Consider the following 22739-nt stretch of genomic DNA (forward strand, 5'->3'; position numbering starts at 1 on the left):
ACCCCGGGCAGAGTAGATGGCCATCGAAAACAAGCAGCGAGCGCGCAAGCGTAAGTCCAAGAGCGTGTCCGCGACCAAGGTCTTTGCGGGACGCTACGCCTACAAAAAGCCGCTGGGCCGCGGTGCGGGCGGCTCGGTCTACCTGGCCGAGGACCTGCGTAAGGGGGAGCGGGAGGTCGCGCTCAAGGTGCTCTCGGCCGATGCGTACAACAGCGTGCAGGGGAAGATGCTGCGCCGGGAGTTTGAGATCCTCTCCAAGCTCTCGCACCCCAATCTTGTGCGGGTCTTCGACTACGGCAGCCTCCCTGACGGCGGCGTGTATCTGGCCGAGGAGTACATCGACGGGTTCAGCCTGCAGGATGCGCGCGCGCTCCTGGAGCCGGCGGCGCTCATCGATATCACCCTGCAACTGCTGCAAGGCTTAAGCTACCTGCATGCGATGGGCATGATTCACCGCGATATTAAGCCGGCCAACGTGATGCTGCTCTGGCTTGATGACGCCTCTGCGCTTCCGATGGCGAAGCTGGTGGACTTTGGCCTCTCCAGCATGGACCCCAAGCGCGACACGCTCCGCGGGGGGACGCGCTCGTACATGGCGCCGGAGGTGATTCGCGGGGAGAAGGGGGAGCAGCGCTCGGACCTCTACAGCCTGGGGGTGACGCTTTATTATGCGCTCTGCGGCGTGCTCCCTTTCGGGCCGCGTAGCAAAGATGATCCGCCGCCGACGGAAGAGGACTTTCGGCCGCCGGAGCCGCACCGCCTTAACGCGGAGGTGCCACTGGAGTTGAGTCGTTTTACGATGGCGCTTCTGCGGCAGCTCCCCGATGTTGATTTTGCGGATGCCGGCGAGGCGCTTCAGGCGCTGGCTCAGGACACCGGGGTGCTTGAGCAGTGGTCGGCCGGTCGTATGGCCAACTCGCTGGATGTGGCCGCGGCGCCTGTGATTCGCGGTTATTTTGAGCGGGGCATTCTGGCCCGACGGCTCGATGAAGATGATCTTTTGCTGGAGTGGCTCTCGACCAATGAGAGCGAGGCGATGGGCCAGCTCTACCTGATCCGCGGTGCGGATGGGGCCGGGAAAACGCGTCTTTTGCACGATGTTCAGGCCTCCTCGAAGCTCGGTGGACATGTGGTGCTGGAGAGCGCTGGCTATGAGGGCATGGGCCCCTACGCGCTGCTGACCGACCTTGTGACGCAGACGATGGAGCTTGCGCTCAGCCAGGACCAGCTGGGACTTGAATCCTACCGCTCGGCGTTGCTGGCCCGGCAGTTGATGACGTCCCTGGGGATTGAGACCGCTGGCGAGCGCGTGGCACCCTTTGTGGAGCAGGCCTGGATGCGCGCGGCGCTGGAGGAGGCTGTGGGGTTGCTTAAGCCTCAGCAACTGGTCTTCTTTATCGATGAGTTGCATCTGGCCGATGAGGCCAGCCTGGAGGTTCTGGAGGATTGGTTCAGGGCGGTGAAGGTGCGACATCGCCCCGATATCGTCGCTGCGTTGACCGAGGGGGAGGTCTGCACGCGCCTTCAGAGAGGGCAGGGCGTGCAACTGCTTCCCATTGAAGGGGTTGAGCACGAGGATGTGGCCGACTTCTTCGGGGAGCAGCTGGCGTTGCGAGGGCTCTCGGATGTGTGGATTGAGGATGTGAATCGGGCTGCGCGGGGGCGTCCGGCCTATGTCGAAGAGCTCTGTCGCTATCTGATTGATGCCGGGCTTCTGCGTCGGCAATCGGCCTCGCGCTGGGAGGCGCGTCTCGAGGAGGTGGAGGCACGCGGGGTTCCGGCGTCGTTGCGCGAGTCGCTCAGGCGTCGGGTCACTGCGGTCGGCGCGGCCGGGCGAGAGTGTTTGGAGCTTCTCTCGTTGATGGAGCGTCCTTTGCTCTGGGAGAGCGTTCGCAAACTTCTGGTGGCCGGCGGGGTGAGCTCCTCGGAGGCCGAGCGCACGTTGAAGACGGTGTTATGGCGTAACCTCGTGGAGATCGATCTTCGGGCGGGCGGTCGCTTTGTGAGGCTGATTCACGATGAGCTCGGAGAGGCCGTCTCCGATATGATCAGCCCGGAGTGGAGGCGGGCGTTGCATCGGCGTATCGGCCAGCAATTGACCCGGGACTGGCGCCGGGGGGCGGCGCGTGCGGCGGAGGCTGCGCATCATCTGGCGGCAGGGGGCAACCTCGACCTGGCCGCGCATTACTTCATCATGGCGGCCGAGGAGGAGCGGGCCGACGGGGATTTCTCCCGGGCGTTCGCGCTCTTTAAGCGGGCCGATGAGGCGCTTGCCGACGGGCCGGAGCGCGCGCTGGTTAGCCTTCATCTGGCCAACCTGGCGCTTGCCCATTTCGAGACCGCGAGCGCACGGACGTGGTTAAAGCGGGCTGAAGAGCTCTCGCTATCCTGCCCCTCGGCGTGGTTGCGCTGGCAGGTGCTTTTTCGCGGCGCGGAGTTGATGCTCTACATCGGCGATGTGATGCAGGCGGAGCGCTGGCGTGCGCGCATCGACGAGGAAGGCGTCTCGGAGTACGGCGTTGTCGATCTGCTCACCCTCGACGCGCGTTTGCTGCTCGGGCGAGGCAAGCTGGAGCTGGCCAGCGAGATGTTGCAGCGTTGTGTCGAGCGTGCTGGTGCCGGGGTGGTGCTCTATCGCCAGGCCAGCGCGCTGGGGAGCCTTGCGCATGTTCAGCTCCTCTGTGGGCAGTCAGCTCTGGGACTTAAGAGTTATCAGCAGGCCATCGAGATGGCCGACCGGCTGGGTGACGAGGGGCTGCGCGCCGAGGTTCTCACCGGTTACGGGGCCGACCTGCGTCGCATCGGAAGTCCGGTGGAGTCGCGTGATGCGCTTTTAGAGGCCCTTGACCTGGCCCTGCAGGCGGAGCGTGCCTGGGTGGTGATTGAGGCGCTCTTTCAGCTGGCCTGGACACTGGCCACGCTGGGCAACCGCTCCGATGCACGGCGTCGGGGCTCAGAAGCCTTCCGGCTTGCCCAGGAGCTGGGTCACCGAGCTTCTGAAGAGAAGATTGCGCTCTTTTTAGGCGGACTGGTTCTGCGCAGCCGCGCCGAGCAGGACATTGGCGCCGAGCAGCTCGAGCGTGTCGCACTGGCTTTCGACGCCCGAGAAGACTATAGGGTCGAGCGCGCCGAATTGCTGATGGCTACCGGCGATCTGATGATCGAGCTGCAGCTGGCCGACGTCGGCGCGCGCCTTCTGCAACGGGGGCGAAATCAGGCCTTCCGAATGGGGGCCCACGGTCTCCTCCCCAGGCTCTAAGTCGGCGCTAAGCCGTCGGTGAACGCCTCCCAAATCACCTCGAAGTGACAGCGATGAATCAGTCGAAGAGCAAGCGTCTGCGCGTGGGCGATCTGCGCGTGGACTTTCAGTCGGATGAAAGCGAGCTTCGCATTCAGGCCGCCAAAAAGTTAGGAGTCAGCCCCTCGGATATCGAGGAGGTGGAGATCCTCAAGCGTAGCCTCGATGCGCGTGGACGGCCGCGCTACGTTTACAACGTGGAGGTGGCGCTCAGTGAGGCGCGTGCGCTCGGCAGACTTCCCGAGGGCGTCAAAGAGGCGCCGGCGCCCGGGAGCCTGGCACCCGAGCGCTTTCAGCCTCGCAAGAAGGAGCGTGTCATCGTCATCGGTGCTGGTCCGGCCGGGCTTTTCTGCGCCAACCGGCTGGCTGACAGCGGGGTGGAGACGATCTTACTCGACCGCGGGCAACCGGTGGAAATTCGGGGGCGAGATGTCTCGGCGTTGATGCATCGCGGCGAACTCAAAGAAGACAGCAACATCTGTTTTGGCGAGGGTGGCGCGGGCACCTGGTCCGACGGAAAGCTCTACACGCGCGTCAACGATGTGCGTGTGCGTCATGTGCTCGAGACGATCGTTGCGCTGGGGGGCCCCGAAGAGATCCTCATCAACGGCAAGCCTCATCTGGGCACCGACCGTCTGGTCGCGCTCTGCAAAGCCTTTCGTGCGCACCTCATCAACGAGGGCTGCCAGGTGCGTTTTGGGGCCTTTGTGAGCGAGCTCATCGTGGAGGAGGAGCGCGGTGAGCGCGTGATCAAGGGCGTGCGCCTGCGCGACGGGGAGCGCATCGATGCCGATCGAGTGGTGCTTGCCGTTGGGCACTCCGCCCGCGAGATGTACCGCCACCTGGCCGATTTAAAGGTTGCCATGGAGGCGAAACCCTTCGCGGTGGGCTTTCGGGTGGAGCATCGTCAGGAGCTCATCAACAGCATTCAGTATGGCAAGTACGCCGAACTTCCCGATCTGCCGGCGGCCGACTACCGCCTGGCCGAGAACCTGGGCAAAGGGGCGGAGCGTCGTGGCATTTACAGCTTCTGCATGTGCCCGGGAGGCCAGGTTGTGCCTTCGCATACCTTGCCGGACGGCATCTGCGTCAACGGTATGAGCCACGCCAGCCGCAAGGGGCACTGGGCGAACTCAGCGCTGGTGGTCAGCGTACGCCCCGAAGACTTTGGAGCCTTCGGCCCCATCGAGGAGCTCGACGACTACGACGGGCTGCTCGCCGGGATGGCATTTCAGCACGAGGCTGAGCGACGCGCCTTTACGCTCGGAGGCGGCGGCTTTGTGGCCCCGGCCCAGCGCGTCAGCGACTTTAAGCAGGGTGTGGCGAGTACCTCGGTACGAAAGACGACGTACAAGACCGGGATTGCGCCGACCGATCTTTCGAGCTGTTACCCCGCGTTTGTGATCGACGCGCTGCGCGTCGCCCTGGATGGTTTCGAGCGCCGAATGCGTGGCTTTGTCAGTGAGGACGCCCTGCTCATTGGCGTGGAGACGCGCACCAGCGCACCGGTGCAGATCGATCGCGACGCCATCTCCTACCAGTCGACGTCGGTGGCAAGGCTCTACCCCTGTGGTGAGGGCAGCGGGTACGGCGGTGGCATCGTCAGCGCGGCCATCGACGGGTTGCGGGTCGCCGAAACGATTCTGGAAACGCTCAGCGCCTGAGGCGCGTGGGGGGGAACTTGCGATTGTTGCGTCAAGCTGCGAGGTTGTTGGCTGAGGTCGCCCTGTGAGCGACCGATGACACGCTCCTGACTCGCCCTATGACGCCTGCCTCTTCACGAACCATCTGGATTGTGGATGCGCTCGATGAGCGTGCCACAGAGATTGCCGATCTTCTGGCGCCGCTGGACGCGACATTGCGTGTCTACGCCGATGCGCGAAAGGCGATCTTTCATGCGCGCCGCGCCGCCCCCGATCTGGTGGTCTTGGGAATGGAGCAATGCACGATTCCGCCCGATGAGATTCTGGGGTGGACGCGTCAGTTCACCGAGACGGCCACGATGCCGGTGCTTCTTGTCCACGAGGACGATGCGCAGGACGAGGAGATCGACTGCGTCATGGCTCGGGGGGCAACCGACGCGTTGGGGCGATCCTTGCTCCGAAGCGAGTTGAGGCGACGGGTGCGCTGGCGACTGGTCCCCGTGCGTGGTGAGGCGAGGCGCGGCGATGAAGCGACACGATCGTTTGAGTTTTTGGATCGGGTGATTCATGCCAGTCCCAACGCTATTGTGGCAGCACGGCGCTCCGGCGAGGTTGTCCTTTTTAATGCGGCGGCCCAGCGCGTGCTCGGCTGGAGTGAGAGCGATGCGATGGGGCTCAACGTTCGTGAGCTCTATCCGCCCCAGGGGGCCGAGCGCATCATGCATATGTTGCGCAGCCGGCAGCATGGTGGACGCGGTCGCATCGAATCGCTGCGCGAAGAGGTCGTTGATCGCCACGGGGAGCGCATCCCTGTGGAGATCTCCGCCGCGCTGGTGATGGAGGGGGAGGTGGAGGTGGCCACCGTAGGAATCTTCACCGATCTTCGCCAACGCCTGGCGATGGAGGAGCGTCTACAAGAGGCCTTTGAGACGCTGGAACGCACGCAACGTCAGGCGGTGATTGCCGAGTTGGCCGGCGCCGCCGCGCATGAGCTTAACCAACCGCTGACCAGCCTGATGGGCTACGCTGAGCTTCTGCAGCGTCAGGGGCATAGCGCCGAGTTGGTCGAGCGTGCGGTCGATACGATCCATCAGGAGGCACGTCGTATCAGCGAGATCGTGCGCAAGATCGGACGCATCACACGCTACAAGACCAAAGAGTATGCGGGGGGAGAGCTGATTGTTGATCTGGATGAAGCAGGACCTTCTGAGCCGGTGCTTGCGCCGGGCTCGGATCGAGGAGATGGCCTATGAGTGAGACCGTCGCAGCTGAAATGATCAACTTTGCCAGGGTGCTCGATGAGTTGCGCGATCCGGTGGCGGTATGTGACGCCACCGGGCAGCTGATCTACGTCAATCGGCTCGCGAGCGCCTTCCTGGGCATCGCCCGGGGGGCAGCGCTCCCCGGGTTGAACCTCACGCAGCGTGAGACCTTCTCCCAGATGCGCCTTCAACCGGCTGAAGACGGGCGAGAGGAGTACTTCCTGGGTGGTGTCTCGCTGCAGGGGTGTGAGCGTGAGACGGTCTCGGTGAGCCTGGCGCCGATGGGCGACGGAAATTACCGGGTGCTTTTTGAGCCGGAGGCCGACGAGCGTCTGGCCCCGATCATCGATCAGATCGACGCGCTGGTCGCGATCTGCGACGGCCGGCGTCAGGTTCGGCTGGCCAATGCGGCTCTGACCCGGGTGATGGGGCTTGCCCCCGGCGAAGATCCTGAGTGCGACCTGCTCGACATCTTCTCACCCGAGGACCGTCCGCGTTTGCGGGTAGCGGCGTCGCGTGCCCTTGCCGGCACGTTGCCCGAGCCGGTTTCCACACGTCTGGTGGGCAGCGACCTTCCCGACGGTGGAGAGCTTGTGCAGGTGCGCATTCGCCCCATCTCGCCAGGAGAGGGGGCCCGGCACCGGCCGATGCGTGGTCTTGTCGCGGTCGTGCAACCCAGCCAATCTTCCCTCGAAGAACTCAAACGCCGCTTCGCTCGCGCCGAGGAGCTGATGAGTCTGGGGCAGCTCGCCGCCGGTGTGGCACACGAGCTGAAAAATCCGCTCACCAGCATTCTCAACTATGCCGACTACCTGCTGCGCAAATACCGCGGGCAGCTCTTTGATCCTCGCGATGGTGAGCGCCTTCAGCACATTATTGAGGGCGTTGAGCGCATCGATCGTTTCGTGCGCGACCTGCTCAACCTGGCCGGGACCGAAGGGGCGACGCTTGAAGAGGTGGAGCTTCACGGCTGCATACGCACCGCCGTCGGGCTGTGCGACGTGCAGTTGGAGAAGCATCAGGTCGAGGTCAGCTATGAGCTCTGGGATGCGCCACTCAGGATGCTGGGTCACGCCGGGGGGCTGCAGCAGATCTTTGTGAACCTGATCACCAACGCGGTCCGCGCGATGGAGGAGCCCGCTGGGCGTATCGTCATTCGGACCGGGGTCGATGGGGATGACGCGGTGATTGAGGTCAGCGACAACGCGTGTGGAATGGCCCCTTCGGTGCTTGACCGTGCGTTTGAGCCCTTCTTCACCACGTCCACTAACGGCAGCGGGTCGGGGCTCGGGCTCTCGCTGGTCGGTCGTATTGTGGAGCAGCACGGGGGAAGCGTCAGCGCCCGGTCGGAGGAGGGGGTCGGCACGACCTTTACGGTGCGTCTTCCCGTTTTACCCAGAGGGTGAACACGTCGTTGACCGCCGGATGGTCGCTGGCCAGAAAGGCGCTCGTGTTGCTCACATGCGCACGCAGCTCAACCCAGCCCCGGGGGGCGTCCTTGGTGAAGGAGTTGCCCCCCAGGCGCAGGCGGCCCCCTTCGCCAATCTGGCGCTCTCCAAGATGCCAGGTCACCGCGTAGCGACCCGGCGCGTCGCGTCGTGGCACACGCGCCTCGATGAGGCCGGGGGAGACGCGCTCCACCACCAGCGCTTCGTTCGGAGTGGGGTCGACCCCGGAGTAGAAGCGTCGCACCATCTGCTCGGCGCAAACCGGGCAGAAGTCGTCACCGCTATCTTTCATCATGCATTCGTAGCTGGGGCGCACCAGAAACTCGCAGTTGTAGGCGCGCTCATACGCCCCCACAGGATGTGCGGACGTCTGATTGGGCGGCGTGGGCAGCGGGGTATCTGGGCTCACCCAGGCATCCCAGCTCAAGGGTTCCCCCTGGCGCAGCTCGTCGATATTGGCCGGCAGCGGGATGAAGGGCTCATTGAAGAAGCAGGGATCCCCATCGACCATATATTCATCGCCCAACATCCCCAGGGTATGGCCCAGCTCGTGGACCACCGTGTCCGGGAAGCTCTGGCGGTTGTCGTAGGTGGTCACCAGCGAGACGTAGACACCGGCAAAGCCAGAGACTTTGCGCGTGTTAGAAAGAAGTATGACCTCGTCGTACTGTGCCAGCGCGGCCGCTTCAAACATCCGGCCGACCTGAATCGGCAGCGCCACCCGGTCGGAGACTTCGCCGATGTCGATGTTAAAGAGATCGGCCACAGCCGGGATGACAAAGGTCGTCTCAAAGACCGTATCGCGCAGCCGGCCCTCACACTCGGTCTGCCCGAAGCGGCAATCGTAACCGGCTCCCGACTCGTTGCTCGGGGTCCACACGCTGTGCACGTTGAAAAGATCGCGGTGCTCGGTAAATGGCGAGGTCTGTAGAATACGCTCGGCTACCGCCTGGGCGTCGCCTTCAAAGATGGCACGCTCCTCCTCGGTGTAGCCGTCGGCCAGGATCACGATGTCCATGCGATCTTCGGCCGGGCCGCTCTCCACCAGGGTGGCCACCTGGCCATCGACGCTGTTGGGCTGAGCCTGTGCCAGAAGTTCCTCGATGGGGAAGCGGCCCAACTCGACCCAGTCGCCATCGGGTTGCGCAAGCTCCAGAATGTAGTATCGGGCACCGGCCACGCCTGTGGGAACGCGCGTGGCGAACTGCGTCAGCGGCGCGTACTGCGCGCGCACCAGCGCGTAGACCTGATTGGCGTCGAGCTCGACGGCAGCCTGCTGGTCGAGGAGTAGGTTCAAGAACTCCAGAAGTTGAAAGAGGCTGTTAACCCGCTGTGACCAGAGCGTTGTGCCCTGCGCATCTTCGATGCGCGCCCGGGTGATCCAGTGGGTGTCGGTATCGTGGGCGTCATCATCGACGAAGAGCGGGGTGTCGACCACCCGGGCGACCTCCACGGTGGGTGGGCTGGCGGGATGGCTTCCCAGGAGCGCGTCGAAAATCACCATGCGCGCCTGGCGCGCTTCGGCGCTGAGTTGAACGGTGTCGCCCTCATTCATCCCCAGCTGCGCGCCCTCCTGCTCCGGGGCAGCGGTACGAACCTGGAGGGTCGAGCCATCGCCATCTTCGACGCAGGCGCTCAGGAGGAATGCGGTGGTGGCGAACAGGGACCAGCGGAAAAAGTGATGCATGTGTGTTCCACAGCGCAGGAGGTTTTTTGGGGGGCTACCCGCGCAGGCTAGCCGAGTGTAACGTAGGGCACAATGTGGGAGCGACGTCGGGCGCGGCCTGGAACGAGGAGGAGTGATGTGGACCTGGATGACGCTGGGAGTGTTGGTGGTGCTGATCGCGGCGGTGGGCTGGTTCGGCTGGCGTCTGGCGCGGATGCGGCGCGCCGGTGAGGCCCGTGCAGAGCGTCTCAGTGAATTGCGAGCCTTTACGGAACGCATGGGGCTCAACCACCTCTGGGAGACCTCGATCTTTCAGTCGCACGTCATCGGCATGCGCGGCGAACTCAACGGCTTTCGCGTGCGCGGCGAACTCTGGGAGGAGCCTCAGTCCGACGCCTATCGCCTCTCGGTGCGTTTCCCGAAGGTCTTACGCCAGCCGATGAAGATCCGTCGTAAAGGCGCTAACGGGCGAGTGCTTCCGGGACGTGGTTTGGTGACGGTGAGTACCGGTGATGCGGCCTTTGACGCGCGCTTTGCCACCATGGTCGGTGTGGCGGCCGCCGAGAAGATCGATGCGCTGCTCGACGCCAACCTGCGCGAGCGCATGGTGGCGCTCTCCGAGAAGGTCAGCTCGCTGCGTCTGGGGCATCGCTCGCTTTACGTGGTGGCCGACCGGGAGGTCGAGGCCGCCACGATCGACCGTTTGCTGCGCGAGACGTTGCGTGTGGCCGTGCTTCTTTACAACAGCTCGGTGGAGCTCGGCCCCCTGACCTCGGCGCGCTCCACCCAGTATGAGCGAGTTTCGCTCGATATCTTCGGGCGCGAAACCGCGCGGGAGTCTTCCATCGAGGATCAGGAAGATGAGTCCGGGGAGTCGAGCCGTGAGGTTGCCGCCGAGGAGATGGAACTCGAGTCGCCTTCCGACGACGATGATGATGACTCTTCGGGAGGCGAAGGCTCGGCGCGGGGCGAAAGCGCGTCAGAGCGCTGATCGGAGGCAACCTCGACCATCGCTGCGCGCAGCTGACGGTCCTGATGGCGGTAGCCCGCGCGCAGACAGCTGAGCACGCTTCCTGCGGGCACCTCGTCGCTGGCGCGAGTGGCGACGGCTTCATGCGATTGAGGATCAAAGCTGTCGCCGGGGCCAGGTTCCACGCGCTCAATCCCGTGGCGCGCCAGAGCTTGCACCAGCGATCCACGCGCCAGCTCAAGGCCCTCGTAGAGGGCGTTGTCGCCGGCGTCAGGGGCACTGTGTCGAAGCCCCTCATCGAGCGCATCGAGGGCCGGGAGGAGGTCGCGGACCACCGGATGGTGGGCGTACTGCAATTCCCGACTGTGTTCTCGGCCCAGACGCTCAACGCGGCGGCTGTGATCGTCGTCAGCCTCTTCAAGCTCGGCGCGGTGATGGCTTTGAAGCCGGCGCAGCTCGCGGCGATGGTACGAAAAAAAGAGGGCGAGCGCTGCGAACGCGACCGCCGTCATGAGTATCAGTAGTGCAACCGCCATCCCTGCTGTCCTTTCAAGGGGTTAGATGCGGTGGGGAGTCTGCACCCGCGGGCGGCTCCGGGTCAACGCAGCAGCCGGGTGCAGGGGCGGCATTGACAATAATGAGGATCGAGAGCATAAACATCGTTGACAGCCCCCCGGGGCAGTGTTAGTTCAAATCCTGCGCTGGCGGCGTAGCCAAGTGGTAAGGCATGGGCCTGCAAAGCCTTGATCACCGGTTCGAATCCGGTCGCCGCCTCTCTCAACTCAGCGTGTTTAAGAAGCCCCGATGAAGCTCACTTCATCGGGGCTTTTTTCATGGGCGTCAGCCAGCCTGTAGCCTTCGGGAATCGGGTTGCGTTCGGCGGGGAAGTGGCGATCATGGTCGAGTGTGCCTCCCGAGCCCTGATTTCTTTGACGGTGTCCGGGGCGCAGCTTAGGGTGTGGCCCGCAGTCGGCGTAACGAATCGTTGCGTCCCAGGTGTCGAACCAACGACGTGTCAGGAGGCAGCGATGGAGTCTCGTCGCAAAGTGATGATTCTCGATGAAAACATCCTCGATGTGATGGAGGTTGAGCAGAGCCTCCAGGGGGGCGGGGGCTACGAGGTGGTGCATCTGGCCACGCCCAACGGGGCGCTCTCGAAGATCGAATATGAACGCCCCGAAATTTTGTTGATCGACGTGGCGATGAATCGCCTCAACATCGACGACCTGCTCGGGACGCTGCGCGCTTCGGTGGACTACGATGAGATGGTCATCGTGGCCTACAGCGATATGGACGCCGATCGTCTTCAGCAGTTCTGTGTTGATAACGAGATCAACGGCTATTTCTGCAAGTCGATGGATGTCGCGCAGATCGGCGACTTCCTCGACAAGTTCTACGAGTATTGAGCGACGTCTTTACGTTACCTGATCCCTGAATGCGGCGACCGGGGGAGTAAGCAGGCCCGGCGCCTTGAGGAGCGAGAGTATGACTGAGGTCATCGACGAGGCATCTTCTGGCGAGTCCGGGCGCATCTGGATTCTTTCGGATCAGCGTGCGCGTGAGGGCGCCTACGAGGCGGTGGTTCAGGGCCTGAAGGCGCGAGGTGTGGACGCCGAGCTGGTCTCGATCAGCGAAGTGCTGGGTACGGCGGCGCGCGAAGCGCTGGCCGGGGGCGCGGAGCGCCTGTTGCGTGGCATTCGAGTGGCCACCCGCGGTCATGCCGGCGAAGAGGACTTTATCGGCGCTCTGCGCCGGGCTCGCCCCGATGTGCTGGTGCTTACGAGCCCGAGGTTTGTACGGGCGCTCAGTGTCATTGAGAGTCTCACCGGGGTGGGGGCCGTGCAGGTTGGACTTGTGCATGAGCATGTGGCCTCCCCGGCGTGGTTTGCCGGTTCGGTGCATGGTTTTGTGGTACCGGACGCGAAGACAGCCGAAGCCTTTGAGGGGGAAGGGGCTGCTGCCGAACGGGTGCAGGTGGCCGGTCCGGTGGTGCGTCCTCAGAGTCTGGAGGCCCCGGAGCGGGAGGCCACGCGTGATGAGCTCGGGCTTTCTGAGAGTCTGGTGGTGCTGGTACGCGCCGAACACATCGATCATGCCACCCTGGAGAAGCTCGTCTTCCAGTGCACGCTGATGGACCGGCAGGCGCGCGTGATCTTTCATCATGGAGGCGACGGAGCCGTCGCGGCGACGCTGCGTCGAGCTGCTGACCAGTACGGGCTTGCGGCCTCGATGTTCGGGCAGGTCGCTGATCTGGAGCGCTATGTGGTGGCGGCCGATCTGGTGATTGCCGCCGGCGATGATCCGTATCTGGCCGATGTGATGGTCTGCGCTACGCCGGCGTTGCTTCTGGGCACGAGTGACGGGGCGGATGCGGAGGCCGAAGCGCTGCAGAAGCGCGGCCTGGCCGGCCGCGTCCGCGATGTGCTGCGTCTGGGGAGCGAGCTCGACCGCTTTACCGAGCCTCAACGTCTTAAAGACCTTCGCGAGCACCTGCTTGAGGTGCGCGATGGCCAGACCAACACGCGGGTGGTCGACGCGCTCATCGCGGCCCTGAAGTCTCGGGAAGCCTGGCGCAAACCGGCGTCTCCCGAGGTTCCGCCCGCCGGTGAGGAGGCGCCGCCTGCCGGGCCTTTTGAGAGCATCGGGCGAAGCTCCGGCAGGGCCTCGGCCGGAACCGCGCCTCCGGCGGAGGCCGCGGGCGGTGGGCCCGGCGCGACCCGAAGCACCGAGGGCGCCTCGGACGAGAAAGGTGCGCTGGTGGTTCCTCCGCCGCGCATCCGACCGGAGGCACCTCGCGCCACAATTGGTGCCGCGGAAGCCCGCGAGCAGCTCGCTCAGCTGATTTTGAGTGAGCGTGAATGTGAGCGCCGCCTCGAAGAGCTGGAGAAGCATCAGGAACGCTGGCGTGGCCGCCTGGAACTTGCCCGGGAGTGGAACGAAAACGATCTTGAGGAAGAGGCCCGCACGATTTTGCGAGGCTATCAGGATGAGGCCGGGCCGCTGGTCCAGGAGCTGGCCGATATTCGTCGTCAGAAAGAGAAGCTCAAGAGTGCCGCGCGTGGTGGGGAGCCGCAGGTTGGCGATGAGGGTGGGGCGGCGACCACGGAGCGCAGCGCCGCGATCGAAGAGCGCTTCCAGCGCATGGAAGTCGACCGCGATCTCAAAGGTCTTAAAGACCGTATCAAACGCGAACTTGGTGAATGACACAGACCGGCTCGAAGATGTCCGGGGCGGCTCGCATTGCGGGTTCTTTCGGGGTCGCCTCGTTGATCGGCGTCTTTTTCCTGTGGCTTGCCGCCCGCGGCCTGCCTCTCGACGACGTGCGTGCCTATCTGGCTGGCGCTGACTATGGCCGGCTGGGGGGGGCGTCGCTCGCCTTTGTAGCGATGTATACGATCTGCCACGGCGCGCGCATATGGCGCTGGAACTACCTGGTGCGACCGCTCGGCGACGTCTCCACCTCGATGGTCAATCAGGCCTGTACGCTGGGATTTACGGCGATTGTGCTCTTGCCCTTGCGCCTCGGAGAGTTCGTGCGCCCGGTTGTCCTCTCGCGTAGCTCCAGTCTGCCTGCATCGGGGCTGCTGGCCACCGCGGTGGTGGAGCGGGTGATGGATGGTTTGATCATCACCGGTCTGCTTTTTCTAGCGCTCTCTACCTATCAGGGCGAGGCGCCGGTGGCGTTTGCACGGGGGGCCGGGCTGATCTCGCTGATGATTTTCTTGCCGGCGATGGTCATGTGCATCATCGCCTACACCCGCCGCCACTGGGCTGAGGTCATCGTCGAGCAGACCCTGGGGCGCGTCTCCTCGAAACTTGCCTCCGGTGTTTCGGGGCTTTTGATGGGCTTTGTTGAGGGGTTTAAGTCCCTGGTCGATGGTCAAAACCTGGGGCGATTTCTGGCCGCGACCGCCCTTTACTGGGGGACCAACGCCCTCTCGATGTGGGCGTTGCTGGCGCTGGGCTTCGACCTTGAGGTCAACCTCTGGGAGATGGCTACGGTTATGGCAGTGCTCGTCATCGGCATTATGGTCCCGGCGGGGCCGGCGATGGCGGGAAACTTCGAGTTCTTTATGTCGCAGGGGCTCGGTCTTTTCGTCGACCTGGATGTGAGTCTGGTGGCAGCGCAGGTCGCCGTATTTGCGGTGCTTGTTCACGTGCTTCAGCTACTCGTGATCGTGCTCCCCGGCGCCTGGGTGATGGCGCGTGCTCCCTGGCTGTGGCGCCGCGATGCGCGCCGGGTTGAGGCGTCAGCTGCGAGCGCGGATTGACACGCGTTGACCTCAGCCCTTAGCGTCGAGGAATCCTCGCGTGCGCCTGCGGGTTAAGGGCTTTTGAGTGCAACGCGGCACTGTCGCCGCTCCGATCGAATACGCCCCGAGATGATGTCGTGACACTGCTCCGCGAACGGCAAATCATGATCCTGGTGCAGGTGGTTGAACTCTTCAACCGCACCGGTGAGCCTGTGGGCAGCGCGGCCGTCGCACGCGCGGAGACGATTTCGGTGAGTTCCGCGACCGTCCGTAATGTCATGGCCGAGCTTGAGGGGATGGGGCTTCTTCATCAACCCCATACGTCTGCCGGGAGGGTGCCCACCGCAAGTGGCATGCGACTTTATGTGGACCACCTGGTGGCTACCGGAGCAGTGGTCACCGGTCCCCATGCGGACTGGCTGGCAACCCTCTCGGAGCTGGAAGCCGACGATGTGGGGCAGATGGCGCGCAGCGCCGGGTTGCTCGTTAGCCAGATCTCGCATCTGACGAGCCTGGTCTCAACGCCGCGCCTTGCCGCAGCACGCCTGCGTGACGTGCAGCTCTCATGGCTCTCTGAGCATCGCATTCTGGTCGTGCTCATCACCGAAGACGGTCGCGTCTTCAACCGCGTGGTGCGCATGGAGGAGGCCGTGGAGCGCAACTCCATTGAGCGGATGCGCAACTACCTCTCCGAGCTGGTCGTCGGCCGCAGCCTCGTTGAGGTGCGGCGACGCGTGCGTCAGGAACTCGCCGCAAGTGAGTCACGCTACCGAAGTTACGTGCGCCGGGCGCTCTCGCTCAGCCAGCAGGTTCTTGACCTGGCGACCGGAGCTGAGCTTTACGTTGAGGGACAGCTCAATATCCTCGATTTTGGCGAGCTTGCCCATGACATCGCCCGGGTTCGGGAGGTCTTGCGCACGCTCGAAGATAAGGAGCGGGTGCTCGACGTGCTCGACCGCATTTGCGAGGCGCGAAAGGTTCAGACCCTCATTGGCTCCGAGCTGGGATTGGACCTGGGCGACGACCTCAGTTTGATTGCGTGCGGCTACTACCGCGAAGGCGAACAGGTGGGACTGGTCGGCGTACTCGGGCCCCTGCGCATGAACTACGCACGGATCATTCCTCTAGTCGAGCATACCGCCCGTATGCTATCGAAAGAGCTTGATGAGCTGAGCTAAACGGCTACAACAACCCTTCCTTTTCAACCTGATCTGGGGCGAGCACACGCAGTGGCGTGACTCGTCCAGCTTGTGTCTCAATGAGGAGCGCGCCTTGACTGAGAACGAGAAGCACGACGAATCGATGGACGAGCCCACCGAAGTCAGCACGGAATCCACCGGGGCCGAAGATCCGGCCGGTCACGAGGCCGAGAGTGAGAACCTCGATGATGACCTCTTTTTAAGCCCGGATGGCGACGATGATGAGGTCATCGTGGTGGGTGACGAAGACTCCGATGCCGGCGATGAAGACAGCGATGCTGACGACGACGAGGACGAAGCGGCGGCAGCCCACGACGCGCTGAAAGTCGAGCTTGAGGCAGCCCGCACCCGGCTCGGCGAGGTCAGTGAAGAGCGTGACGAACTCAAGAATAAGCTGATGCGCTCGGTAGCTGATCTGGAGAACTACCGTCGCCGCGCCGACCGCGAGAAAGACGACCTGCGCAAGTACGGGATCGACAAGGTTGTCTCCGACCTCATCCCGGCAGTCGATAACCTGGAGCGTGCATTGCAGCACGCCGAAGGCAAAGAAGACCCCTCCTCGATCGTCGACGGCGTGACGATGGTTTACAAGCAGATCGTCAACGCGCTGGCGAAGTACGGAGTTCAGGGTTTTGTATCGAAAGGCGAGCACTTTGACCCGCAGCGCCACGAGGCGATTCAGCAGGTGGAGAGCACCGAATTCGATACCGGCACGATCGTCGAAGAGTACCAGAAAGGGTACTTCTTGCATGACCGTTTGCTGCGCCCGGCGCTGGTCGCTGTTGCAAAACGCATCGACGCCCCGCAGACTGAAAGCTCCAGCGACGAAGGACAGGCCGAGGCGTCCAGCGAGCCTGATGGCGACAGCGATGAAGGCGCGGCCGCTCAGGACTGAGACGCGGGCAGACCCACTTCCTTGAATCTCGGATGAGGCGAGACGCATGGCATATACGATCGGCATCGACTTAGGGACGACCAACAGCTGCGTGTGTGTGATCGCCAACGGCGAACGCATCGTGATTCCCAACGCTGAGGGCACGCGCACCACGCCTTCGGTGGTGGCGTTTACCGACGACGGCCAGCGTATTGTAGGTCAGGTGGCCAAGCGTCAGGCTCAGACCAACCCGGAGAACACGATCTATGCGGTCAAACGTCTGATCGGTCGTCGCTTTGATGCGCCGGATGTCGAGCAGGCCAAGCGCAGCTGTGCCTATCCGATTGTGGAGGGGCCCAATGGCGATGCCTGGGTGCGTGCCCAGGATAAAGATTATTCGCCGGCGGAGATCTCCGCGCTGATTCTCAAAGAGATGAAAGCCATCGCCGAAGATTATCTCGGCGAGGAGGTCGAAGACGCAGTGATTACGGTGCCTGCGTACTTCAACGATGCCCAGCGTCAGGCGACCAAAGACGCCGGTCGCATCGCGGGCCTCAACGTACTGCGTATCGTCAACGAGCCCACCGCTGCGGCGCTGGCGTACGGTCTTGCACGGACCGATACCAGTGACATGAAAGTGGCCGTCTACGACCTCGGTGGCGGCACCTTCGATATCTCGATTCTGGAGCTCTCCGACGGTGTGTTCAGTGTGCTCTCGACCTCAGGAGATACCTTCCTGGGGGGGGAGGACTTCGATAACGCCATCATCGACTGGCTGGCCGACACCTTTGAAGATGAGCACGGCGTCGATCTTCGTGAGGTGCCCATGGCCCTGCAGCGTCTGAAAGAAGATGCCGAGCGGGTCAAGTGCGAACTCTCCAGCACCGAGGCGGCCGAGATCAACATGCCCTTTATTCACATGGGCGATGAAGGCCCGCTGCACCTGGAAGTCACCCTGACCCGGGAGAAGCTCGAGGAGCTGGTTGACCACCTGGTGGAGCGCTCACTTGATCCTTGTCGCACCGCTTTGCAGGATGCGCACGTAGGCCGAGATGAGATCGACGTGGTGTTGCTGGTCGGCGGTATGACGCGCATGCCGCGCGTGCGAAAGCGAGTGGCGCAGTTCTTCAACAAGCGGCCCGACACCTCGGTCAACCCCGACGAGGTCGTGGCGATGGGGGCCGCGGTTCAGGGGAGCATTGTGCGCGGTGAGCTTACCGATGTGCTGCTCCTCGATGTGACCCCCCTGACCCTGGGAGTGGAGACGGCCGGCGGGGTGTTCACGCCGATGATTCAGCGCAATACCACCGTGCCCTGCAGCTACGGTGAAGTCTTCAGCACGAGCATCAATAACCAGTCGATGGTTCGGGTGCATGTGCTCCAGGGCGAGCGCGCGATGGCCGCCGATAATAAGAGCCTGGCGGTGTTTGAACTGACCGGCATTCCGCCGGCACCTCGCGGTGTGCCGCGCATTGAGGTGACGTTTAATATCGACGAGAACGGTATTGTCACCGCATCGGCTCGCGATCAGGCCACCGGTCGTGAGCAGTCGGTCAATATCGTGGCAGACGGCGGTTTGAGCGATCAGGATATTGAGCGCCTCATCGCCGAGGCTCAGGCCAATGAAGAGCAGGACCAACTTACCAAAGAACTCACCCAGCGCCGCGTTGAAGCCCAGGGGCTTCTCTACTCCACCGAGCGCAGTCTGGATGAGTTCGGCAGCATGATGCCCGATCAAGAGCGCAACGATCTGATGGCGGATATCACGACGATTAAAGAGCTCATTGAGGACGCGACCTTTGAGGAGCTCGACACCATCGTGGCGACCCTGGAAGCCGGCGCGTATCGTCTGGCGGAGTTGATGTACGCCGCGATGGACGATGGTGGGGCTGCCGTCGAGGAGTGAGCCCGGCGGCTCGCCCAGGGTGAGAATAGTTCAAGGGCCCCGGAGGTTGGCAACGCAGCCCCCGGGGCTCTGTTGTTTCCGGTGGCAACCCACTTAGAATCGGTCTTATGAACGCAGATCTTTACCAGGTGTTGGGCGTACGACGTGACGCCGATGGCGCGACGATCAAGGCGGCCTATCGCAAGCTCGCGCTGCGCTACCACCCTGATCAGAACCCCGACGACGCCAGCGCCGAGGAGCGCTTCAAGGAGCTTGCGCACGCCTACGAGGTGCTCAGCGATCCGGCCAGGCGTGCCGCCTACGACCGCTCCGGGCGTATCGGCGGGGTCAATACCATGGGGGGCCCTTCGTTCGAGGGGCTTGGGGATATCTTCGAGATCTTTAACTCGGTCTTTGGCAGCGTGACCCGCGGCCCTTCGCGGCCCCGACGCGGGGCCGATGTGCGGGTGCGACTGGATCTAAGTCTGGAGGAAGCCCACGCCGGAGGTCGGCGCGCGGTGCGGGTGCCACGGCGTCGCAGCTGTGCTCGCTGCGAGGGAAAGGGGGGGGAGCCCGGCACCCGGGTGCGCACCTGCGAGAGCTGTGAGGGCAGCGGCCAGGTGCGCTCGCAGCAGGGCTTTTTCTCATTGATGCGCGAGTGCAAACGCTGCCAGGGGCGCGGACGTGTGGTGGAGACTCCCTGCCGGGTGTGCGCAGGGGAGGGCACCATTGAGAGCGCGGAAACCCTGGAGATGGTGGTGCCCGCCGGGGTGGACCAGGGTCAGACGTTGCGCTGGGAAGGAAAGGGGAATCCCGGGGAGCCGGGCGCGCGCCCGGGAGATCTTCTGGTGGAGGTGCACCTTCGGTCTCATCCGGTCTTTACGCGCGATGGGCTCGATGTTCATCGCGACCTGGAGGTGACCTATACCCAGGCCTCTCTCGGAGCGAAGATCGATGTCGCGACGCTTGAGGGGGAGGTGGTCATGAAGTTGCCCCCCGGGACTCAGGAGGGGCGGATCTTGAGGCTGCGCGGCAAGGGGTTCGCTGCGCGTCAGGGCGACTCCCGGGGCGATATGTATGTGCGCGTGCGCGTGGTCTCACCGCAGGCTCAGGCCAGCGCCGAAAACGAGTCTCGAGGTGGGCTGCGCCAGGGGATACTCGGGAAGGTTCGTGATCTCTTTCGTTAAGAGGGTCAGCGCGGCGATGGTGTGTGCGGCGCTGATGGCGTTGTGCAGCGCTGTGGTGCATGCGCAGCCCGCGCTTCAGTCGCCGGCTCAGATTGTGGCGGTGCTGCCACAGTCTGGAGCTCTGGTCGGGGTGGGCGAGCAGCTCGTGGAGGTGATGATGTGGGCCGCCGCCGATGCCGGTGCGAGCCTGATCGTCGTCGACAGCGAGCTGGCAAACGATGCGCTGGTCGAGGCATTGAGCCATGCACTGAGCGACGAGGGAGTCGTGGGCATCGTGGGCCCCCTGCGGGCGAGTCGCGCCGGGTTGGTTGCTGCGTTGAGTTCACAGGCCAGAGTTCCGGCGCTTCTTTTGAGCGGTGTGGAGGGCGTGGAGGAGCGTTCGCACTGGGCGTTTCGCGCGCGGCTGAGCGTGGGTGAGCAGGCGTCGTTTGCGGCCAGTTGGGCATACGAGCAATGGCCTCAGGCTCGCGTCGGGGTGATGGCTCCGCTGACGGAGTACGGCGATGAGGCGGCGCGGGCCTTTGTCAGCGCGTGGTCAAAAGAGGGCGCGCGGGTGGTGGGGCTGGCGCGCTATCGAAGTGGGGAGACGCAATTTACCCCGGTGGTTGAGACGCTTCTCGGGGCGCGTGTGCGCCTGGAGCGAGGTCGGGAGGTTGCCGGCCGGCGCGCCGATCGTTGGGGAACGGTGCGCGTCGGAGCGCAGCGTCTCGACGGGCTCGACGTGCTGCTCCTTGCAGATTTCGATGACGCGATCGCACGCCAGGCTCCCTTCATTGTCCGGGAGAAGGCCTTGCAACAGACTCAACTTCTGGGCCTGTCCGGGTGGGGCGGGCAGCGTCTGCAGCAGTCCGGTGAGGAGCTCGCCGGAGCGGTCTTTTTTGATACGTTCGGGGGGATCGCGCAGGGGGGGGCGGCGGAGGCGTTTGTGCTGGCCTTCGAGACGCGTTTTGTACGTGAGCCGACCACGGTGGAGGCTGAAGTTTTTGATCTTGTTGGGTTTCTCGCGTCATCCGGGCGTGGTGATGCGATTCGGACGTTGCGCTCGTCGCAGGGGTTTGAGGGCGTCACCGGCCGCTGGCGCTTCGATCGACGTGGGGCACCCCTGCGCGTTCCGCAGGCGCTCCGGGTGACCGAAGACGGACGCTGGATCCCCCTGAACTCATGGAGCGCGGAGACACCCGATGCACTCTGAAAGCACACACGAACTCGGCGCTACAGCCTCCGGCTCAGAACACAGCTCCGCGGGGCATGCCCCGCGGGCGGCCGGTGACGACCAGGGCTCGCTGCGCAATCAGCTCGCGCTGGCCATGCTTAGCCTGGTCACGATGTTCTGCGCCGGTCTCTACGCCCAGGGATTCAGCCCTTTCGACGTGAGCGCCTGGGGCTCCACGGGCGTCGGCATCGCCGCCGCCTACGCCGGCTCTCTCTTCACCATTGTGGGCGCGCATGAACTGGGTCACTACCTCAGTGCGCGTCGCCGTGGTGTGCCGGCTAGCCGCCCCTATCTGCTCCCCGGCATCGGGCCCATTCCGGGGAGCGGCATGGTGCCCTTCTTCGGAACCTTTGGTGCCTTCATCCGGTTGCAGTGGAGCCGGGTCAGCGCGACGGATTTGATGGCGGTGGCTGGCTGGGGACCGGTCGCCGGGTTTCTTGTCACGGTGGCGGTGCTCGCCATGGGCGTGGGCATCTCGGAGGTGGTTCCCATCAGCGCCGGAGACGCCGAGGGGGTGATGCGTCTGGGCGATAGCCTGTTGATGCAGGCTATGATTGCATGGCACCACGGCGCACTTCCTGCAGACCACGAGGTGGCTCTGCATCCGGTGGCGCTTGCCGGCTGGGTGGGGTGTTTGCTGACATCGCTCAACCTCTTGCCCATCGGACAGCTCGATGGCGGACATCTGGTCTATGCCGTGCTTGGCGAGCGTGCCCGGTGGGTCAGCTACGCCGGATTCGCGCTTCTGGTAGCACTGGGACTTCTGATGTTTCCGGGATGGTTGCTCTTTGCGGGCCTCCTGGCGGCGATGGGGCTCAGGCATCCGCCGATGTTGAGCGGTGAGCCCTTGCCGCTGTCGCGGGCGTGGATGCTCGGGGCTGGAGTTGTGATGTTCGCATTGACCTTTGTGCCGGCCCCGGTTGAGGTGGGTGGTCTTCTGGACGTGCTGGGTGTCGTTGCCAGGGAGTAAGCGTGGAGATTCGCTGCGAAGCGTGCAAAGACGTAGGGCCGGCCGCCGAAGTTCGCGCCGGAACCGGAGGGATGGAGCTTATCTGCGCGGGGTGCGGTCACGCTAACCTGCTGCAGGTTGCAGGTGCCCCCGAGGTTTCGGTCGATGCGCAGAGTCGCGACGGCGATGCGTCGCCCGCTCCGGGGCCTATTGCCCGAGCGGCGGCCGGGAGCATCTCGACATCGCCGAATCATGCCAACCCCGCGTCAACCGTTGCCCCCGGCGCGTCTCTCGCGGAGGGCGTTGTTGAGGCGGCGATGGCGCGGCTTATTCCGGTTCCCGGGGCCGGGCCCCGGTGTCCGAAGTGCGCGCACCTGGTCGCCGGCTCCGAGCATTGTGAGCGTTGCGGATTGAGCCAGAATGAGGCCGGTCGTTACGGACCGGGACAGGCCCCCTGGGAGGACGCCCCGGCCGGGAAAGAAGACGCCTTTCTGCAGCTCAACGCCGCATGGGCCCGCGCCGAAGACGGTGATGTGCAGGCCATGGGAGAGTTCGCAGAGCTCGCAGTCGGACAGGGGTTGGTCGAGGCTGGCATTCGACGGGTGCGCTTTTATCTGGTGGATCATCCCGATGATCCCGGCGCACTCGACGCTCTGCGTCGTCTTGCCAGCGCGCTGCAGGCGCGCGTGACGATCGCCGCCAGCCAGGCCGCAGCCAGCGCGGAGAACTTCGGCAAAGACGTGCGCCGGCTTCGCGGGCTCCTGCTGACCATCACGCTGACGATGTGCGGCCTGATTTTACTTTTGTTATCCGCGGTCTTCTGGGATAAATGCTAAGCATTGTTTCATTGGCCTCCAAGATCGTCTGGTGCAACGTTCTGCACTTCTCGCAC

16 protein-coding genes and 1 tRNA gene are annotated in these 22739 nt (G+C 64.0%); 15 read left to right on the top strand and 2 right to left on the bottom strand.

The window, feature by feature from the left end:
* The first annotated feature begins 16 nt into the window (after positions 1-16).
* From EA187_RS03385 to EA187_RS03400, 4 genes are all read left to right on the top strand, one after another.
* Positions 17-3259 carry a serine/threonine-protein kinase gene (locus EA187_RS03385; RefSeq protein ID WP_127779170.1) on the top strand — a complete coding sequence of 1081 codons (3243 nt, stop codon included), beginning with the start codon at positions 17-19 and terminating at the stop codon, positions 3257-3259.
* 53 nt (positions 3260-3312) lie between these two features.
* Positions 3313-4962: an NAD(P)/FAD-dependent oxidoreductase gene (locus EA187_RS03390; protein WP_127779171.1), complete on the top strand. Its 1650-nt coding sequence runs from the start codon at positions 3313-3315 to the stop codon at positions 4960-4962.
* Between the two features lie 98 nt (positions 4963-5060).
* Positions 5061-6194, top strand: coding sequence for a PAS domain-containing protein (locus EA187_RS03395; RefSeq protein WP_127779172.1), 1134 nt, complete (start codon positions 5061-5063; stop codon positions 6192-6194).
* Positions 6191-7609 carry a PAS domain-containing sensor histidine kinase gene (locus EA187_RS03400; RefSeq protein ID WP_127779173.1) on the top strand — a complete coding sequence of 473 codons (1419 nt, stop codon included), beginning with the start codon at positions 6191-6193 and terminating at the stop codon, positions 7607-7609. The genes EA187_RS03395 and EA187_RS03400 overlap by 4 nt, the downstream gene beginning before the upstream one ends.
* On the opposite strand, the gene EA187_RS03405 is transcribed toward EA187_RS03400, so the two are convergent.
* On the bottom strand, positions 7575-9338 hold the full coding sequence (locus EA187_RS03405; RefSeq protein WP_164855940.1) for a M64 family metallopeptidase: 1764 nt from the start codon (positions 9336-9338) through the stop codon (positions 7575-7577). The genes EA187_RS03400 and EA187_RS03405 overlap by 35 nt on opposite strands.
* Positions 9339-10169: 831 nt before the next feature.
* Complete coding sequence (locus EA187_RS03410; RefSeq protein ID WP_127779175.1) at positions 10170-10823, bottom strand: nucleotide exchange factor GrpE; 654 nt, start codon at positions 10821-10823, stop codon at positions 10170-10172.
* Between the two features lie 167 nt (positions 10824-10990).
* On the opposite strand from EA187_RS03410, the gene EA187_RS03415 reads away from it, so the two are divergent.
* The 11 genes from EA187_RS03415 (at position 10991) to EA187_RS03465 (ending at position 22683) form a co-directional block, all read left to right on the top strand.
* Positions 10991-11061, top strand: a tRNA-Cys gene (locus tag EA187_RS03415).
* A gap of 254 nt (positions 11062-11315) precedes the next feature.
* Positions 11316-11693 (top strand): response regulator, encoded by a 378-nt coding sequence (locus EA187_RS03420; RefSeq protein WP_164855941.1) that lies wholly within the window; start codon positions 11316-11318, stop codon positions 11691-11693.
* A 79-nt stretch (positions 11694-11772) separates the two neighbouring features.
* A complete protein-coding gene (locus EA187_RS03425) occupies positions 11773-13491 on the top strand; it encodes a glycosyltransferase family protein (protein WP_127779176.1) in 1719 nt (572 codons plus the stop codon).
* On the top strand, positions 13488-14558 hold the full coding sequence (locus EA187_RS03430; RefSeq protein ID WP_127779177.1) for a lysylphosphatidylglycerol synthase transmembrane domain-containing protein: 1071 nt from the start codon (positions 13488-13490) through the stop codon (positions 14556-14558). The genes EA187_RS03425 and EA187_RS03430 overlap by 4 nt, the downstream gene beginning before the upstream one ends.
* A 119-nt stretch (positions 14559-14677) precedes the next feature.
* On the top strand, positions 14678-15718 hold the full coding sequence (gene hrcA / locus EA187_RS03435) for a heat-inducible transcriptional repressor HrcA (RefSeq protein WP_127779178.1): 1041 nt from the start codon (positions 14678-14680) through the stop codon (positions 15716-15718).
* A gap of 94 nt (positions 15719-15812) precedes the next feature.
* Positions 15813-16634, top strand: coding sequence for a nucleotide exchange factor GrpE (gene grpE, locus EA187_RS03440; RefSeq protein ID WP_127779179.1), 822 nt, complete (start codon positions 15813-15815; stop codon positions 16632-16634).
* A 46-nt stretch (positions 16635-16680) separates the two neighbouring features.
* Positions 16681-18519, top strand: a complete 1839-nt coding sequence (dnaK, locus tag EA187_RS03445) for a molecular chaperone DnaK (protein ID WP_115602898.1) — start codon at positions 16681-16683, stop codon at positions 18517-18519.
* Between the two features lie 107 nt (positions 18520-18626).
* Positions 18627-19685 (top strand): molecular chaperone DnaJ, encoded by a 1059-nt coding sequence (dnaJ, locus tag EA187_RS03450; protein WP_127779180.1) that lies wholly within the window; start codon positions 18627-18629, stop codon positions 19683-19685.
* A complete protein-coding gene (locus EA187_RS03455) occupies positions 19669-20877 on the top strand; it encodes a penicillin-binding protein activator (RefSeq protein WP_164855942.1) in 1209 nt (402 codons plus the stop codon). Before dnaJ ends, EA187_RS03455 begins: the two co-directional genes overlap by 17 nt.
* Positions 20867-21868 carry a site-2 protease family protein gene (locus EA187_RS03460; RefSeq protein ID WP_127779182.1) on the top strand — a complete coding sequence of 334 codons (1002 nt, stop codon included), beginning with the start codon at positions 20867-20869 and terminating at the stop codon, positions 21866-21868. Before EA187_RS03455 ends, EA187_RS03460 begins: the two co-directional genes overlap by 11 nt.
* A 2-nt stretch (positions 21869-21870) precedes the next feature.
* Entirely contained in the window at positions 21871-22683 is an 813-nt protein-coding gene (locus tag EA187_RS03465) for a hypothetical protein (RefSeq protein ID WP_127779183.1), read from the top strand.
* The last annotated feature ends 56 nt before the right edge of the window (positions 22684-22739 follow it).

This window comes from Lujinxingia sediminis (genome assembly GCF_004005565.1).
In the GTDB taxonomy this organism is placed as follows: Bacteria; Myxococcota_A; Bradymonadia; order Bradymonadales; family Bradymonadaceae; genus Lujinxingia; species Lujinxingia sediminis.